Source organism: Chryseobacterium sp. II3a (assembly GCF_057815135.1).
On sequence record NZ_JBYPZJ010000002.1, the window covers coordinates 455,631 to 471,860 of the forward strand.

Annotated in this window: 15 protein-coding genes; 12 read left to right on the forward strand and 3 right to left on the reverse strand. The window is 36.0% G+C overall.

What is annotated here, in order from left to right; all coding sequences use genetic code 11:
- Positions 1–114 precede the first annotated feature (114 nt).
- From AC3HD6_RS06855 to ypfJ, 4 genes are all read left to right on the forward strand, one after another.
- Positions 115–822, forward strand: coding sequence for a YfgM family protein (locus tag AC3HD6_RS06855; protein WP_488895671.1), 708 nt, complete (start codon positions 115–117; stop codon positions 820–822).
- A gap of 3 nt (positions 823–825) precedes the next feature.
- Positions 826–1,344: a 6,7-dimethyl-8-ribityllumazine synthase gene (ribH, locus tag AC3HD6_RS06860; protein WP_105683089.1), complete on the forward strand. Its 519-nt coding sequence runs from the start codon at positions 826–828 to the stop codon at positions 1,342–1,344.
- Positions 1,345–1,557: 213 nt separating this feature from the next.
- Positions 1,558–3,636: an LTA synthase family protein gene (locus AC3HD6_RS06865; protein ID WP_488895672.1), complete on the forward strand. Its 2,079-nt coding sequence runs from the start codon at positions 1,558–1,560 to the stop codon at positions 3,634–3,636.
- A gap of 81 nt (positions 3,637–3,717) precedes the next feature.
- Positions 3,718–4,581, forward strand: coding sequence for a KPN_02809 family neutral zinc metallopeptidase (gene ypfJ / locus AC3HD6_RS06870; RefSeq protein WP_488895673.1), 864 nt, complete (start codon positions 3,718–3,720; stop codon positions 4,579–4,581).
- A gap of 113 nt (positions 4,582–4,694) precedes the next feature.
- Here the strand turns inward: ypfJ and AC3HD6_RS06875 are convergent, their stop codons facing one another.
- The gene (locus tag AC3HD6_RS06875) at positions 4,695–5,531 is read right to left on the reverse strand and encodes a GLPGLI family protein (RefSeq protein ID WP_488895674.1); all 837 of its coding nucleotides are present in this window, start codon (positions 5,529–5,531) and stop codon (positions 4,695–4,697) included.
- Positions 5,532–5,677: 146 nt separating this feature from the next.
- Here AC3HD6_RS06875 and AC3HD6_RS06880 point away from each other — a divergent pair, with 146 nt between their 5' ends.
- The 5 genes from AC3HD6_RS06880 to sufD all read left to right on the forward strand — a co-directional run bounded on the left by AC3HD6_RS06880 (position 5,678) and on the right by sufD (position 10,259).
- On the forward strand, positions 5,678–6,007 hold the full coding sequence (locus AC3HD6_RS06880; protein WP_047098035.1) for a HesB/IscA family protein: 330 nt from the start codon (positions 5,678–5,680) through the stop codon (positions 6,005–6,007).
- A 66-nt stretch (positions 6,008–6,073) separates the two neighbouring features.
- Positions 6,074–7,522: a Fe-S cluster assembly protein SufB gene (gene sufB / locus AC3HD6_RS06885; protein WP_068940815.1), complete on the forward strand. Its 1,449-nt coding sequence runs from the start codon at positions 6,074–6,076 to the stop codon at positions 7,520–7,522.
- A gap of 6 nt (positions 7,523–7,528) precedes the next feature.
- A complete protein-coding gene (locus AC3HD6_RS06890; RefSeq protein ID WP_488895675.1) occupies positions 7,529–8,035 on the forward strand; it encodes a GNAT family N-acetyltransferase in 507 nt (168 codons plus the stop codon).
- 18 nt (positions 8,036–8,053) lie between these two features.
- The gene (gene sufC / locus AC3HD6_RS06895) at positions 8,054–8,797 is read left to right on the forward strand and encodes a Fe-S cluster assembly ATPase SufC (protein WP_129057977.1); all 744 of its coding nucleotides are present in this window, start codon (positions 8,054–8,056) and stop codon (positions 8,795–8,797) included.
- A gap of 154 nt (positions 8,798–8,951) precedes the next feature.
- Positions 8,952–10,259, forward strand: coding sequence for a Fe-S cluster assembly protein SufD (gene sufD, locus AC3HD6_RS06900; protein WP_488895943.1), 1,308 nt, complete (start codon positions 8,952–8,954; stop codon positions 10,257–10,259).
- Positions 10,260–10,336: 77 nt separating this feature from the next.
- On the opposite strand, the gene AC3HD6_RS06905 is transcribed toward sufD, so the two are convergent.
- Positions 10,337–11,260, reverse strand: a complete 924-nt coding sequence (locus AC3HD6_RS06905) for a DUF3078 domain-containing protein (RefSeq protein WP_488895676.1) — start codon at positions 11,258–11,260, stop codon at positions 10,337–10,339.
- Between the two features lie 229 nt (positions 11,261–11,489).
- Positions 11,490–12,416 carry a DUF3078 domain-containing protein gene (locus tag AC3HD6_RS06910; RefSeq protein WP_488895677.1) on the reverse strand — a complete coding sequence of 309 codons (927 nt, stop codon included), beginning with the start codon at positions 12,414–12,416 and terminating at the stop codon, positions 11,490–11,492.
- A gap of 249 nt (positions 12,417–12,665) precedes the next feature.
- Between AC3HD6_RS06910 and AC3HD6_RS06915 the strand changes: the two genes are divergently transcribed.
- The 3 genes from AC3HD6_RS06915 (at position 12,666) to gdhA (ending at position 16,124) form a co-directional block, all read left to right on the forward strand.
- The gene (locus AC3HD6_RS06915) at positions 12,666–13,433 is read left to right on the forward strand and encodes a rhomboid family intramembrane serine protease (RefSeq protein WP_488895678.1); all 768 of its coding nucleotides are present in this window, start codon (positions 12,666–12,668) and stop codon (positions 13,431–13,433) included.
- 32 nt (positions 13,434–13,465) lie between these two features.
- Positions 13,466–14,575 carry a DNA-processing protein DprA gene (gene dprA / locus AC3HD6_RS06920; protein WP_488895679.1) on the forward strand — a complete coding sequence of 370 codons (1,110 nt, stop codon included), beginning with the start codon at positions 13,466–13,468 and terminating at the stop codon, positions 14,573–14,575.
- Between the two features lie 190 nt (positions 14,576–14,765).
- Entirely contained in the window at positions 14,766–16,124 is a 1,359-nt protein-coding gene (gdhA, locus tag AC3HD6_RS06925) for an NADP-specific glutamate dehydrogenase (protein WP_068940834.1), read from the forward strand.
- The last annotated feature ends 106 nt before the right edge of the window (positions 16,125–16,230 follow it).

Below are 16,230 nucleotides of genomic sequence, written 5' to 3' on the forward strand. Positions count from 1 at the left end.
GGCATTTTTATTAGTAACGATTGATAATTCATAACATTTATAGAATAATGCTCTAAAAGTATTTTGTAAATCTCTAAGAAACAATTAAATTTGCAATTCAATTTTTAAAAACTTATGGCAAAATTGGGAAAGAATGCTCAGAACGAGCAAGAAGGTAAAGAAACGGTTGAGTTCTTCAAAGATCTTGACAGAGAGGCCTTAAACACTGAGAGATTTCTTGAAAAATATTCAAAACCACTAGGGATTGTATTTGGAGTTTTAGTGTTAGGAGTTTTAGGATTCTTCGGATATAAGCAATTTGTAGTTGCTCCTAAAAACGCTGAAGCTGTGAAAAGCTTCCTAGCTGCTCAGAAGAACCTTACAGAAAATAAAAATACTGAAGCTTTAGGAGGAAAATCCGCTGCAAACCCAGGTTTCATCGGAACTTCAAACGAATACTCAGGAACAAGCATCGGGCAGTTATCTGCTTACAACGCTGGTTTATTGAAATTCAAAGAAGGAAAATTCCAAGAAGCTTATGATCTTTTAGATAAATTCTCTTCTGATAACAAAACGCTAATGGCAATGAAATACGGAGCTATGGCTGATGCAAAATCAGGATTAAACAAAAATGATGAGGCTCTATCATTATTAGACAAAGCAGCTACTGCTTCTGATGATCCTTATACTACTTATTTCTTCACAAGAAAAGCAGGTATTGTAGCTTTAGGATTAAAGAAAAATGCAGAGGCTAAAAAATACTTCTCTTCTATTGACGAGAAATACCAGGATTATGACAACGGAATGTCTGATTCTTACATTGAAATGACTAAATATTACTAAAAAATGGCAACAGTTAATCTTTCCGATTACAAGCCACTTCATATAACCAATGCCGAAGATTTTTCTATCGGCATTGTTTTTTCTGAGTGGAATGATTTTGTAACGTACAATCTTCGTGATGCGGCTTTGGAAATCCTTGAAAAAGAAGGCGTAAAACCAGAAAACATTAAACTATTTCCTGTTCCGGGAGCTTTCGAGCTAAGCTATGCAAGCATGCAGCTTTGCAAAGAAAGAAAATATGATGCTATCATCTCTATCGGATGTGTAATCCGTGGAGAAACTCCTCACTTCGATTATGTTTGCTCTGCTGTAGCACAGGGAATCAAGGATTGTAACATCATGACAGATACTCCTACTATCTTCTGTGTACTAACAGATGACACCAAAGAACAATCTATTGCAAGAAGCGGCGGAGATCTTGGGAATAAAGGAGTAGAAGCAGCAGTTACTGCCTTAAGAATGATTGATTTCAAAAAAAATTTATCTGATAAAAAAGGAAACATCGGTTTTGGACACTCTTAATCGTTGATCTACTTTAACAATATACGGGGACTATTTTTTAATAGTCCTTTTTTATTGGAAGATTCAAGAATAAAGACCAATTCATTAAACATCCGTTTAAATTAAGACTCAAAATTCTTAAAATCCTATTAATAAATATCAGGTTTTGCTTTTTTTGGCCTAAAAGTTAGATACAACGAACTATCTTTGTGAAAATCGTATAGACCAAAATCCATGTTTCTAAAAAAAATAAAACCTTTCCTGTATTTAGGAGTTTTTTACCTGATTATTTCCTTGATTGTAAGGACAATATTCTTTTTTCATCCTATCACCACAGCCAGTTTCGGATTCTTTGAGATCATTAAAGTACTGTTTGTAGGTCTTATCAACGATATTTTTGTTTTTATCCTTGCCAGTGCGATCCTTGCACTCTACTTTTTATTCCTCTCCAATTCAAAATATAAAAAGCCTTACGGATATATTATTTTTGGAGCCTTGGTTGCATTTTTCCTGTATATTTGGCTCATTCCAAACAATATTTTCAAACAATATGGAGGCTCTGTAACGGAAGTAGCCCTTTCTTTTGTAGGAATAAAGACATTTCTATTCGGTTTGATGCTTTTCCTTCCTACCCAAAGAATCAAGATCCGCAATGTTTTATACTTTATCACATTATTGCTGTATGTACTGCTTATCATTTTCAATGGAGTAAGTGAATATTTCTTCTATAATGAATTCGGTGTACGTTACAATTTTATTGCTGTAGATTATCTAATATATACCAATGAGGTCATTGGAAATATTATGGAAAGTTACCCTGTTATTCCATTGTTTTCAGGAATAATGCTAATTACATTAACTATTACCTGGTTTATCTATAAAAAAACAAAAAACGAATTACTGGAGCTTCCTAATTTTAAGCAGAAACTGATCTTATTAGGATCTTTTGCAGTGCTTTGTGCGATCAGCTTACTGACTTTGCCATCGTTAATGCAGATCAAATCTGACAATGTTTTTGCTGATGAAATTGAAGCCAACGGACTTCCTAAATTCTACTGGGCTTTTACTCATAATGAGCTTGATTATTTTCAGTTTTACTCGCAGATTAATCAGCAACAGGCAGAGAAAAATTTCTTAAGCCAATATCCACAGCATACTTTAGCAAGAAATATTGTAGCAGAACAACCGGAAGTAAAGAAAAATGTAGTTCTGATATCTATTGAGAGTCTTTCTGCAGATTTCCTTGAACATTATGGAAATACTCAGAAAATTACGCCATTCCTGGATAGTCTTGCAGATAAGTCTTTAATGTTCACCAACCTTTATGCTACAGGAAACAGAACTGTACGCGGATTGGAAGCTCTAACACTTTGTATTCCACCTACAGCCGGAGAAAGTATCATCAAAAGAAATGATAATAAGAATAAATTCACTACAGGAAGTGTATTCAAATCAAAAGGATATGATGTTAAATTCCTATATGGTGGATACAGCTATTTTGATAACATGCAGGACTTCTTCGGGGGTAACGGCTATGATATTGTAGACAGAAACAACTTTAAACCGGAAGAAATTACTTTTGCCAATGTTTGGGGTGTTGCAGACGAAGATATGGCCAGAAAAGCTATTCAGGTAATGAATGCTGAAGCAAAATCAGGAAAGCCATTCTTTAATCACTGGATGACGGTTTCCAACCACAGACCTTTCACCTATCCTGATGGAAGAATTGATATTCCCGGAACATCAAAATCGCGTGAAGGTGGTGTAAAATATACAGACTATTCACTAAAACTGTTTTTTGATATGGCGAAAAAGCAGGATTGGTATAAAAATACAGTCTTTGTTATTATTGCAGACCATTGTGCGTCCAGTGCCGGAAAAACAGAGCTTCCAATGGACAAATACAGAATTCCTGCACTGATCTTTTCAGAAGGATTTATCCAGCCACAGAAATTTGATACTTTGATGTCACAGATTGATGTGATGCCTACCCTTTTCGGATTACTGAATTTCAATTATCAATCTAAATTCTTAGGCCAGGATGTTTTCAAACCGGAATTCCAACCTAAAGCTTATATCGCTACTTATCAGGACCTTGGTTTTGTAAAAGACAATCGCCTAACCATTATTTCCCCGGTAAAAAAAGCAAAACAGTACTCTCTGGAACTGGAAAAAAGTGATCTTGCTCCGGAATTTAAGCTGTATTATGATGAAAAGTTGTTAAAAAATACAGATCAGAAGCTGGTAGATGATGCCATTTCGGCCTACCAATCAACATCTTATTGGCTAAAGACCAAGCAGCTTAACCGATAAGAGAATTCTTTTATAAAGTAACTTAATAAACGGGCGTAAGCTTTAATTTTATAAATTTACGACACAAAAAAACATATTATTATGAGATGGACAGACGATAGAGGCGGCAACGTTGATGATCGCCGCGGCTCCGGAGGCGGAGGTGGCGGTATGATTGTTGGCGGCGGACTCGGAACTTTAATTATAGCAGCTATTGTTTTCTTTTTGGGAGGCGATCCTTCCGGGATTTTGAATTCCGGCAGTATACAGTCTTCAGGAAATACAGGAGAAAAAAGGGAACTTACTGCCCAGGAAAAACAAATTGGGGAAATGGTTGATATGATGTCCGGATGGAATACCTTGACCTGGGATCAGATCTTTAAAGAAAATGGGATGACTTTTTCTGAACCTAGAATTGTACTTTTCGAAAACACTACCAGTTCCGGATGTGGTACCGCTCAATCTGCCATGGGACCATTTTACTGCCCTGCCGATCAGAAAATCTATATGGACATGGAGTTTTTCGGTGAGCTTCAGCAAAGATTTGGAGCCAAGGTCACTGAATTTACCGTAGCCTATGTTCTGGCTCATGAAATGGGGCATCACGTACAAACCCTTTTAGGAACCACCCAAAAAGTAGATAATTTAAGAAGAAGCGGAAGATATTCTGAAGCGGAAATGAACAGAGTATCTGTAGCCACAGAATTACAGGCAGATTTTTATGCCGGAGTTTGGGCTAAACGTACTGATGAATCCAGAAAAATTCTTGAACCTGGAGATATTCAGTCTGCAATAGAGGCTGCAGAAGCTGTAGGTGATGATAATATCCAAAAAAGAGGACAGGGATATGTGAATCAGGAAAGCTTTACCCATGGGTCATCTGCCCAGCGTAAAGAATGGTTTATGAAAGGATATAATACCGGAGATATCAGACAAGGGGATACTTTCAACCAACTTTTGAAATAAAAATAGACTTACATTATAAAAATAAAATAATCGCCAGTGAAAATTTTCACTGGCGTTTTTATTTCTACTTTTCCTACTGATTTAAACCTAACAGGTTTAGCCAGAATACATTTTTATTGTAGCTCAATCGGATTGCTGTTCTTTTTAGCTTCTTCTTTCACTCTTTCTTCTATTCGTTTTCTCATCTCATCAGGGTTTTGATTTCCGCCAGAGCTTCTTCCTCCGATTCGCATTGGAGGAGCCATTCCGCCTTGGGTCATGAATGACATAGGATCAGTTTTATATCTCTCCTGTTGCTTTAAAAAATCTGTCCTCTTCACTTTTAAGGTATTACCAAATTGATTCATCGCCGGCAACTCTGTAATCTTATAATTTTTCATAAGGTCAAATGAATACTCCCCTTTCTCATCTTCAATTTTGACAACCAATCCTGGAAGCCCACCAAATTTATATGGGCCATCCTGATAAGGCAGATCTGTAGTAAACCATGCTGTCCACTTTCTTCCAGCAAAATCAGTCTCCGCTTTCTGTACTTTATATTCGCCTATTTTTCTGGTTTCGGAAGCCATTTTCCATGTCATAGGTCTGTCTTCTTCATAAGAATAAACATCCCTTCCTATTCTCTCTTTAAAAAAAGTTTTTTGATTGGTTTTATCTTTTTCAATGGAATAATTGATATTACTTCTCAGTCCTTCCATCTGATCTCTGCCGAGATTTACCCTTTCAGCACCTCCCTGAAAAGCTTTTTTCATAATAGAATCTCTTTTTATTCTATTTTCAGAATAAAAAAAAGATTTTTCAGAAGAAATATCGAGATATGCATTTTCAGTCTTTGTATAAGTCTTATTTTCTGCATCCGGCTTCATCGTTACCTGATATACAAACCTGTTCGTTTGTCCGGAAACATGCTGTATAAATAGCACCAGAGCAATTATGCCTATTTTTTTCATATTCGAGTCAATTTATGTTTTGGATTTCAAAAGATTACCAAAGTTAAACTCATCAATGATAAAAATCGATAAAATAAAAATGCTGATTTTTATATCCTGATTTTTGTTCGTATTTTTGCGTCATTAAATCATTCTAAATAAATACAATGATAAAAGTATCAGACTATGCAAAGGAGAAAGCCATCCAGTTAATGACTGAAGATGGTTTTAACCCTGCTGAAGATTATATAAGAGTTGGGGTGAAAAGCGGCGGATGCTCTGGTTTAGAGTATGTTTTGAAGTTCGACAACCAAAAAACAGACACAGATCAGATTTTTGAAGATAATGACATTAAAATTATCATCGATAAAAAATCCATTCTTTATTTAGCAGGAACCACTCTTGAATATTCAGGAGGATTGAACGGAAAAGGGTTTGTTTTTAACAACCCGAACGCATCCAGAACATGTGGATGTGGAGAATCATTTAGTCTTTAGAGAAAAGACATAAGATCCTAGACATCAGAAAATATGAGGTCTAAATCTGAAATCTAAAAAATTATAATGAGTAAATATACTGAAGACGATTTAAGAGTCGATCTAGAAAATAAAAAATATGAATTCGGTTGGGAAACCAAAATTGATTATGAAGATTTCCCGATTGGTTTAAATGAGGACATCATCCGTGCCATTTCCGCTAAAAAAGAGGAACCGGAATGGATGACTGAATGGCGTTTGGAATCTTTCAAAATCTGGTTGAAAATGGTAGAGCCTAACTGGGCTAATATCAAATATGAAAAGCCAGATTTTCAAGCTATCCGTTACTATGCCGCTCCAAAGGCTAAGCCGGAATTGGAAAGCCTTGATCAGGTGGACCCTGAATTATTGAAAACTTTCGAAAAGCTAGGGATTAATATTGAGGAGCAAAAAAGACTTTCAGGAGTAGCTGTAGATATCGTAATAGATTCAGTTTCTGTGAAAACTACGTTCCAGGATACATTGGCAGAAAAAGGAATTATTTTCTGTTCAATCTCTGAAGCAATTAAAAACCACCCTGATTTAGTAAGAAAATATCTTGGTAAAGTAGTTCCTAGAGGAGATAACTTCTATGCAGCATTGAACTCCGCAGTATTCTCTGACGGAAGTTTCTGCTATATTCCTAAAGGAGTAAAATGTCCAATGGAGCTATCCACTTACTTCCGTATCAATCAGGCAGGAACAGGTCAGTTTGAAAGAACGCTTGTGATTGCAGATGAAGGAAGCTATGTTTCATATCTTGAAGGATGTACAGCACCATCAAGAGACGAAAATCAGCTTCACGCAGCAGTTGTGGAATTGATCGCTCTGGATAATGCTGAAATTAAATATTCTACTGTACAAAACTGGTACCCAGGTAATGAAGAAGGAAAAGGTGGGGTATTCAACTTTGTAACGAAAAGAGGTCTTTGTGAAAGAAATGCAAAAATCTCATGGACACAGGTTGAAACAGGTTCTGCAGTAACATGGAAATACCCTTCTTGTATCCTTAAAGGTGATAATTCAATCGGAGAGTTCTACTCTATCGCTGTAACAAACAATCACCAATATGCAGATACAGGAACAAAAATGATCCACATTGGGAAAAATACTAAATCAACGATCATTTCAAAAGGTATTTCTGCAGGAAAATCTCAAAACTCATACAGAGGACAGGTAAAAGTAATGCCTTCTGCAAAAGGAGCAAGAAACTTCTCTCAATGTGACTCTTTATTGATGGGTAACGAATGTGGAGCACACACTTTCCCTTACATTGAAATCAAAGATCCTACGGCTCAATTAGAGCACGAAGCAACCACTTCAAAAATTGGTGAAGATCAGATTTTCTACTGTAACCAAAGAGGTATTGACACAGAAAGAGCGATTGCATTGATCGTAAACGGATTCAGTAAAGAAGTTTTAAATAAGCTTCCAATGGAATTTGCTATTGAAGCACAAAAACTACTTGAAATTTCATTAGAAGGATCAGTAGGATAACAAGATATGATCGCTACAGAAAGATTAATTTTAAGAAAACCTGCAAAAGAAGATTTTGAAAGATTCTTCGAAATTAATCATGACCCTGAAACCAATATTCATAATCCAAGCGGGCCAATGAGTTTTGAAAAAGCAGAAAGTACATTTACCAGAATGCTTGATCATTGGGAAAACCATCATTTTGGAAGCTGGGCAATTGTTGAAAAGGACAATCCTGAAAATATAATTGGTTTTGGCGGACTGAGCTACAGACTCTACGGAGAAGAAGAAAAATTGAATTTAGGCTATCGTTTTGCTTCCCAGGCATGGGGGAAAGGATATGCTACAGAATTCACAAAGAAAGCTATAGATTTTGGATTGAATGGAGACAATAAAGAAGAAATATTCGCCATTGTCCGTCCCAGTAATCTAGCTTCTGTTAAAGTTTTGGAAAAGGCAGGTATGATCAAAATCGGGACTCTGAATGATGTTCCTGGTCAACCTGAAAGTTTAGTATATAGAATTCAAAAATAATTTGTTTAAGCAAATAAAATGTTAGAAATTAAAAACCTTCACGCCAAAATTGAAGATGGCGCAGAAATATTAAAAGGGATCAACCTTGAAATAAAACCAGGAGAAGTTCACGCTATTATGGGGCCAAACGGAGCTGGTAAGTCTACCCTTTCTTCTGTAATCGCAGGAAAAGAGGATTACGAAGTGACAGGTGGAGAAATTATTTTCCAAGGAGAAGATATCATCGAAGATGCTCCGGAAGACAGAGCACACAAAGGAATCTTCCTTTCTTTCCAGTATCCAGTGGAAATTCCGGGAGTTTCTGTAACGAACTTCATCAAAGCTGCTTTAAACGAAACAAGAAAAGCAAACGGATTGGCAGAAATGCCGGCAAAAGAAATGCTTGCATTAATCCGTGAAAAATCTGAAAAATTAGGAATCAAAAAAGATTTCCTTTCAAGATCACTGAACGAAGGATTCTCCGGAGGTGAAAAGAAAAGAAACGAGATCTTCCAAATGATGATGCTTGACCCTAAATTGGCTATCCTAGATGAAACAGATTCAGGACTAGACATTGATGCTCTAAGAATTGTAGCTGATGGGGTAAATGCTTTTAAAAATGAAGGAAACGCAGTTCTTTTGATTACTCACTATCAAAGATTGCTTAATTATATTCAGCCTGATTTCGTTCACGTTTTAGCTAACGGAAAAATCATCAAAACAGGTGATAAATCTTTAGCATTAGAGCTTGAAGAAAAAGGATACGACTGGCTTCTTAACTAAGAAGTAGTATTTCAGAGATTAAAATTTTCACGGTAAATAAGCGTAGCAAAAAAAATCTCTAATATTAAAAATTGGATTCTCTGTTCCTCGGAATAGCAATATTTTTAGTTCAAAATAAAAAGAAAAAATGGTGCAAACCACAGATATACCAGTAATGGCATTAAAAGAACAAATCATCGAAAACCATAACGAGTTTTTGGAGAGCCTTCGTCACAGATTTCTGGATGACGATAGAAAAGCTGCTCTTCAGAAGTTTGAAGGTATTGGTTTTCCGACAAAAAAAGACGAAGAATATAAATATACCAATCTAAAGGAGATCACGGAAAAAAGCTACAACTTCTTCCCGAAAGAAAACCACAACATCACTAAAGAGCAGTTTGATGAATTGCACCTTGGTGAAGAAAATTTTGATTGGATTGTTTTCGTAAACGGTAAACTTCACAAAGAACTTTCTAAAGTTTCTATTGAAAATGTAGAGTTCCTTTCATTCAATTACGCATTGAATGATGACAAACATAAAGAGGTATTTGAAAAGTATTTCAATACAATTGCTTCCAAAGATCTAGCTTTCACGAACTTAAACCTTGCGTACTGCAAATATGGTTTCTTTTTGAAAGTTCCTAAAAATGTAGTGATTGAAAAGCCAATCCATGTTTTCTACATTTCTCAGAATCAGGAAGAAAATACATTCTACAATACAAGAAATTTATTAATTGTTGAAGAAGGAGCAAAAGTTGAGGTTATTGAAAGCCACCATAATTTTGATGACACGTATGTGTTCACCAATTCTGTGACGGAAATCTTCACCTATCCAAATGCAAAGGCAGACTGGCACAAGCTTCAGAACGATAACAATACATCTTACCTTGTAGACAATACCTTTGCAAAACAGGAGAAAGACAGTTTAACCACTGTAAATACCTTCTCTTTCGGAGGAAAACTGGTAAGAAACAACCTTGATTTCATTCAGAATGGATCTAATATCAATTCATTCATGAACGGAATCACAATTATCGGAAAAGACCAGTTGGTAGACCACCATACAGCGGTTCACCACAATTTCCCTAACTGTGAAAGTTACCAGAACTATAAAGGAATCTTTGATGGTAATGCTCACGGAGTTTTCAACGGAAAAGTTTTTGTTGATAAAATTGCTCAGAAGACCAATGCTTACCAGCAGAACAATAACGTATTACTAAGTGAGGGTGCTAGTATTGATACTAAACCTCAGTTAGAGATTTTTGCAGATGACGTAAAATGTTCTCACGGATGTACAGTAGGCCAGCTTAATGAAGATGCCCTGTTCTATCTGAGAGCGAGAGGGATTTCTAAAAAAGAAGCTCAGGCATTACTTCTATATGCATTTGCTAATGATGCGATGCAAAATATCGATATTGAACCACTAAAAGAGAAGATTTCAAAGCTTTTAGCAGAGAAATTAGAAGTAGATATAGAATTTTAAACTTTATATATATTGATACATAAAAGCACTTCATTTCTGAAGTGCTTTTTTATTTTTGTGATAAACTATTGCCGTTCTTATTTTTTCAACCAACTTTGGTTATCCTTATTTTCTGAACGTTTCTTTCCGTTATCAAAATTATAAGCCAGACCCACTCCTAATGTTTGTTTCAACTGGGTTTTCCATATCTGGTTGTGATCATATAATAGATCCAGTGTTACATTTGTGGAAATATATTTATTGATTTTCATACTTAAAACGCCACTATACCCAAGAACTAATCTTTCCGGATGATCCAGGTAGTTTGAGAATACGGAAGCTGTATTAAGCAAAGTAATGTTTTCCATAATTTTCAGCTTGTACATAGCTGTCCCCAAGAAACCGAACTGGAAAAGAGAAGAATCTCCATCATTTTTAAGTCCATAAGTTCCTGCTTTTTGAAGATCTTTATCCAGCACGAAAGTCCATCGGGCGTTCGCTGGGCGCATTGTCACAGTAAAATTATCATTAGGACGGTAAGTAACCCCTGCTCCCAGATTTAGATAGCCTGGAGCCATAAAGTTTGAAATTTTCTTGGCATCAGGATTGTTCCCATCCTCATACCCTGGAGCAAATTGAGTCTGAAGACCTGCACCTGCAGAAAAATACCAGTGCTTAGCGAATTCTCTACCATAGTTTGTAGATAAATTGATAACATCCTGGGTTTTTCTTACTCCAGTACCTTGTGTGTTGTTTTGTCCGTAACCAAGAATAATAATGTTTTCCCAAAGGTCTTTCCCTTTTTCATAAGTAAGGTTGTAATTGACACCGGCAAGCCATCCTACGTTATTGGCTCCTCCCCCTACCCAATTGGAAAAAGCAGCCTGATTAAGCATTAAAGTATTTTGTCCCTGGATGGACCAGGCTTTAACAGTATCTGCTGCAGGAGCATCAGTTTTGGCTTCTTGCGCCATAGACATAGCCCCAAAAGAAATGGAAGCGATTAATAAAACTTTTTTCATAATTAACGATTTCCTACAAATGTATAAATAATAATTTACGCCTGAATAAAACTCACCTTGAAATGAATTGAATCAAACGACATATACAGAAGCAACACAATGAAAATAAACCTTTTAAATAACCGCCCAATACATAGCAAACTTAAAGCAACTTAAAAACCTGAAGTTTTAAAAACAAAAAAACACCTCATTTCTGAAGTGCTTTTATTATTGAATTTTGATTGTTCATTTATTTCTTTATCCACCATTGGCTGTCTTTACGATCAGAACGTTTTACTCCATTATCCAGAGTATAAGCGAAGCCAATTCCCAGTGTTTGTTTTAACTGTGTTTTTTCAATCTGGTTATGATCATACAGCAAGTCTAATGAAATATTAGATGAAATATATTTATTAACTTTTAAGTTCAGGAGTGCTCCGTAGGCCAATACAAGCCTGTCCGGACGATCCAGATAATTCGAAAAGACAGAAGCGGTATTTGTCAAATGAATATCTTCCATAATTTTAAGCTTATACATCGCGGTTCCCAGGAAACCGAATTGCAGTAATGAAGTGGCTCCATCACTTTTCAGACCGTAATTTCCGGCAAGCTGAAGCTCTTTATCCAATACAAACGTCCATCTGGCGTTGGTAGGACGTAAAGTTACCGTTAAGTCATCATTTGGCCTGTAGGTGATACCCATACCGACATTCAGATAGCCCGGTGCCATAAAGTTTGAGATTTTTTTAGCTTCCGGATTATTACCATCTTCATATCCCGGAGCAAACTGAGACTGTAAACCAGTCCCTAAAGAGAAATACCAGCTTTTGGAAAACTTTCTCCCATAGTTGGTGGAAACGTTAATGACATCCTGGGTCTTTCTTATCCCCAATCCTTTGGTATCATTCTGTCCATATCCAAGAATAATAATATTTTCCCAAAGATCATTGTCTTTTTCATAGGTAATATTATAATTAACACCAGCAAGCCAGCCTACGTTATTGGCTCCTCCTCCAACCCAATTCGAAAAGGCAGCCTGATTAATCATTACAGTGTTTTTTCCTAACACAGACCAGTATTTCACTGTGTCTACCACTACGGAATCTTTTTTCAATTCTTCTTGTGCACTTGCATAAATCCCCATAAATATGGAAAGAATCAATAAAAACTTCTTCATTACTCTTAATAATTTTCAATGCAAAAATATTAATATAATTTTTTTAAAAGCTAAAATTAGCCTTAAACAATCTACTTTTTATCATTTCAACCTATTGGCAACAAAATACTTCAATAAAATCAGTGCCAAAATAATTGGTTCAAAAGTTAAATTTGATACCTTTTGTCTTAAAATCAGCTAGGTAGAAATACTATCATCGCCAAATTTTCCGAAATTTATCATTGGCTTTTGATTTGACGTACAACCTTTATGTTTAAAAATGTAATTTCCAAAAGAGCGATTATATACCCTTTGCTGATGCTTTCTGCAATGTGGTTCGGATTTTTTTTACAGATGCACGGCTTTTTTGGAAGTTGCTTCGGAGCCATTATTCCCCTAGTCCCCGAAGGGCTGCTTGGAATTCTGACCTCTCCACTGCTGCATGGAAATATAGACCATATTATAGGAAACTCTATTCCCATGGCAGCATTGATGTTTTTACTATACCAATTCTATCCCTTGGTTGCCAATAAAGTTTTCTTTATCGGATGGATTGCAACGGGACTTTTGGTATGGCTGCTCCCTCCCATTGACATCATGACGGGTGAATATATGTATACCTGTACCATCGGAGCCAGCGGTGTAGTCTATGTATTGGCTTTTTTCCTCTTCTTTAGTGGTGTTTTTAAATGGAATATGAAGCTTTTGACCATTTCATTACTCGTTGTATTATACTATGGAAGTTTGATATGGGGAATGCTTCCTGAAGAACTGTTCTATAATATGCAGGAGCCAAGTAAAATCTCATGGCAGGCTCACCTTTCCGGAGCTATTATAGGAAGTATTATTGCTTTTGCTTTTAAAAATGTAGGAGAAAAAAAGAAAAAATTCATCTGGGAATATCCTAATTATTATAGCGAAAAAGATGATAAGCTTTGGCAGGAATACAAGGAAAATCACCCGGAAGATTTTATGGAACTTCCATACAAAAAAAGAGATGACATATGGGATCATTTGGATGAATTAAGAGAAAAATAAAACTTAATTCATACATTTGATAAAAAACGCACATGATCTCCGAAGAATATTTATATGCTATTGCTTTACGCGAAAGCAGTCTGATTGGTGACATCAATTTTCATAAACTTGTAAGAACCTTTGGAAGTGCTGAAAATGCATGGAAAAAAGCAAAAAGAGAATACAGAAAATTAGAAGGTATAGGACAAAAAACAGTTGCTGATATTGGAAATGAAAACCATCTGAAGTTTGCTGAAAAAGAACTCATGTTTTGCGAAAAGAACAATATCCGAATCAGGTTAAGACATCTTGATGAGGCTCCCACCCTTCTTAATGAATGCATAGATGCTCCTTCTATCCTTTACCAAAAAGGAAATATTGATGTATCTCTTCAAAAAATAAGCATCGTTGGGACCCGAAATATGACAGCTTACGGCAAACAATTTATCGGAGACTTTTTTGATGCCACTCAATCTTCAAAATATGTTTCTGTGAGCGGTCTTGCTTTAGGAGTAGACAAAGAAGTTCATGAACAGTCTATCCGAAGTCAGAAACCGACCATCGCTGTTCTTGCTCATGGTTTCGAATTTTTATATCCAGCCAAAAACAGAAAATTGTCAGAGAAAATTATTCAGGAAGGAGGTGCCTTATTGACAGAATTCAATTCAACAAGAAAACCGGATCGGGAAAACTTTATTCAAAGAAACAGAATTGTAGCTGGCCTTTCTCCCGCAACGATTGTTGTGGAAACAGGATTTGGAGGCGGATCTGTAAGCACAGCTGCTTTTGCTAACGATTATAACAGAGAGGTCTTTGCACTTCCAGGAAAAATCACCGATGTTCATAGTCAAGGTTGTAATCAATTGATTTTGCATAACAAAGCAACTGCTATTTCTACCCTTAAAGACCTTATAAGCATGCTTGGTTTTAATAATCCAAAAGAAAAAATTGCTGAGCTATTTCCTTATAGTGAAACCATAACACAATTAACTGATAATCAAAGCGAAATATATCAATTTATTAAAGAAAATCCACAGATTTCTTTAGATGATCTTGCCCAGGAAATTGCCATACCTGCACACAAAATTTTACCGATAATTTTAGAATTAGAACTTTTAGGGAAAGTAAAATCGTTTTCTGGGAGACAATTTATCGCAAATTAAGAATTAATGATTTCTTAATACTGCATTATTTCATACATAACATTTAATTTTTAATAAATTTTAATCACAAATTATTAATTTAATAATATTTCAGATCATTATTATTTAATTTTTAACAATGTTAAAATAGAGTGTTGTGAATCTTGAAAAAAAAATTAAATTTGTTGACAATAATATTCAACCTTAATATATGGAACAATATAATATTGACCAGAAAATCCAAGAGTTTATTGCAAAAATTGAAGCAAAAAATCCTAACGAACCGGAATTCTTACAGGCTGTAAAAGAAGTTGCCGTAACTGTAATTCCATTCATTGCTACGAGAAAAGAATATAACGGAATGAAGCTGCTTGAAAGAATGGCTGAAGCTGAAAGAATTATTATCTTCAGAGTTCCATGGGTTGATGATAAAGGAGAGATTCAGGTTAACAGAGGTTTCAGAATCCAAATGAACTCTGCTATTGGTCCATACAAAGGAGGAATCCGTTTCCATCCTACTGTAAACTTATCAGTTCTTAAGTTCTTAGCTTTCGAACAAGTGTTTAAAAACTCTTTAACTACTCTTCCAATGGGTGGTGGTAAAGGAGGTTCAGATTTCGATCCGCAAGGTAAATCTGATATGGAAGTAATGCGTTTCTGCCAGGCTTTCATGACAGAATTATGCAAGCACATTGGTCCTGAAACAGACGTACCTGCAGGAGATATCGGTGTAGGAGCTAGAGAAATCGGTTATCTATTCGGACAATACAAGAAAATCAGAAACGAATTCACCGGAGTTCTTACAGGAAAAGGTCTTGCTTATGGAGGTTCATTAATTCGTCCTGAAGCTACAGGATACGGAGTAGTATACTTCGCTGAGCAGATGCTTAAAACTATCGGACAGAATTTCCAAGGGAAAACAGTAACAGTATCAGGTTTCGGAAACGTAGCTTGGGGAGTTATCAAAAAAGCAACTGAACTTGGAGCAAAAGTGGTAACGCTTTCTGGTCCTGACGGATATATTTATGATAAAGACGGTATCAGCGGAGAAAAAATTGATTATTTATTAGAACTTAGAGCTTCTGGAAACAACAGAGCTGAGGACTATGCTAAAAAATATCCATCTGCTGAATTCCACGCTGGAAAACGTCCTTGGGAAGTGAAGTGTGATGTAGCGTTCCCTTCTGCAACCCAAAACGAATTAGATTTAGATGACGCAAGAAAATTAGTTGAAAACGGATGTCTTTGTGTAACTGAAGCAGCTAACATGCCTTCTACATTAGACGCAATCAACTATTTCCTAGACAATAAAGTATTATTCTCTCCTGGTAAAGCTTCCAACGCTGGAGGTGTTGCTACTTCAGGATTAGAAATGACTCAGAACTCTATCCGTCTTAACTGGACTTCTGAAGAGGTTGACGCAAGATTAAAGGAAATCATGATCGGTATCCACAAAGCTTGTAGAGACTACGGAAAAGACGAAGATGGTTATGTAAACTACGTAAAGGGTGCAAATATTGCGGGCTTCGTAAAAGTAGCAGAAGCAATGTTAGCTCAAGGAGTTGTGTAACAAAAAATAATAAAGGTTGGGAAAAACTCCCGACCTTTTTTGATATAGCCTGTTCCCGGGATAATGGGAAAAAAGTAAAAAGTGAAAGGAGAAAGCGCTGCTATAT

Excerpts from the sequence above, each read along its gene's own strand:
- sufD (WP_488895943.1), top strand. The coding sequence starts at position 8,952 with ATGGCATTAAAAGAACAAATCATCGAAAACCATAACGAGTTTTTGGAG.
- AC3HD6_RS06915 (WP_488895678.1), top strand. The coding sequence starts at position 12,666 with ATGTTTAAAAATGTAATTTCCAAAAGAGCGATTATATACCCTTTGCTG.
- AC3HD6_RS06875 (WP_488895674.1), bottom strand. The coding sequence starts at position 5,531 with ATGAAAAAAATAGGCATAATTGCTCTGGTGCTATTTATACAGCATGTT.
- dprA (WP_488895679.1), top strand. The coding sequence starts at position 13,466 with ATGATCTCCGAAGAATATTTATATGCTATTGCTTTACGCGAAAGCAGT.
- AC3HD6_RS06910 (WP_488895677.1), bottom strand. The coding sequence starts at position 12,416 with ATGAAGAAGTTTTTATTGATTCTTTCCATATTTATGGGGATTTATGCA.
- sufC (WP_129057977.1), top strand. The coding sequence starts at position 8,054 with ATGTTAGAAATTAAAAACCTTCACGCCAAAATTGAAGATGGCGCAGAA.
- AC3HD6_RS06855 (WP_488895671.1), top strand. The coding sequence starts at position 115 with ATGGCAAAATTGGGAAAGAATGCTCAGAACGAGCAAGAAGGTAAAGAA.
- AC3HD6_RS06865 (WP_488895672.1), top strand. The coding sequence starts at position 1,558 with ATGTTTCTAAAAAAAATAAAACCTTTCCTGTATTTAGGAGTTTTTTAC.
- ypfJ (WP_488895673.1), top strand. The coding sequence starts at position 3,718 with ATGAGATGGACAGACGATAGAGGCGGCAACGTTGATGATCGCCGCGGC.
- gdhA (WP_068940834.1), top strand. The coding sequence starts at position 14,766 with ATGGAACAATATAATATTGACCAGAAAATCCAAGAGTTTATTGCAAAA.
- AC3HD6_RS06905 (WP_488895676.1), bottom strand. The coding sequence starts at position 11,260 with ATGAAAAAAGTTTTATTAATCGCTTCCATTTCTTTTGGGGCTATGTCT.
- AC3HD6_RS06880 (WP_047098035.1), top strand. The coding sequence starts at position 5,678 with ATGATAAAAGTATCAGACTATGCAAAGGAGAAAGCCATCCAGTTAATG.
- AC3HD6_RS06890 (WP_488895675.1), top strand. The coding sequence starts at position 7,529 with ATGATCGCTACAGAAAGATTAATTTTAAGAAAACCTGCAAAAGAAGAT.
- sufB (WP_068940815.1), top strand. The coding sequence starts at position 6,074 with ATGAGTAAATATACTGAAGACGATTTAAGAGTCGATCTAGAAAATAAA.
- ribH (WP_105683089.1), top strand. The coding sequence starts at position 826 with ATGGCAACAGTTAATCTTTCCGATTACAAGCCACTTCATATAACCAAT.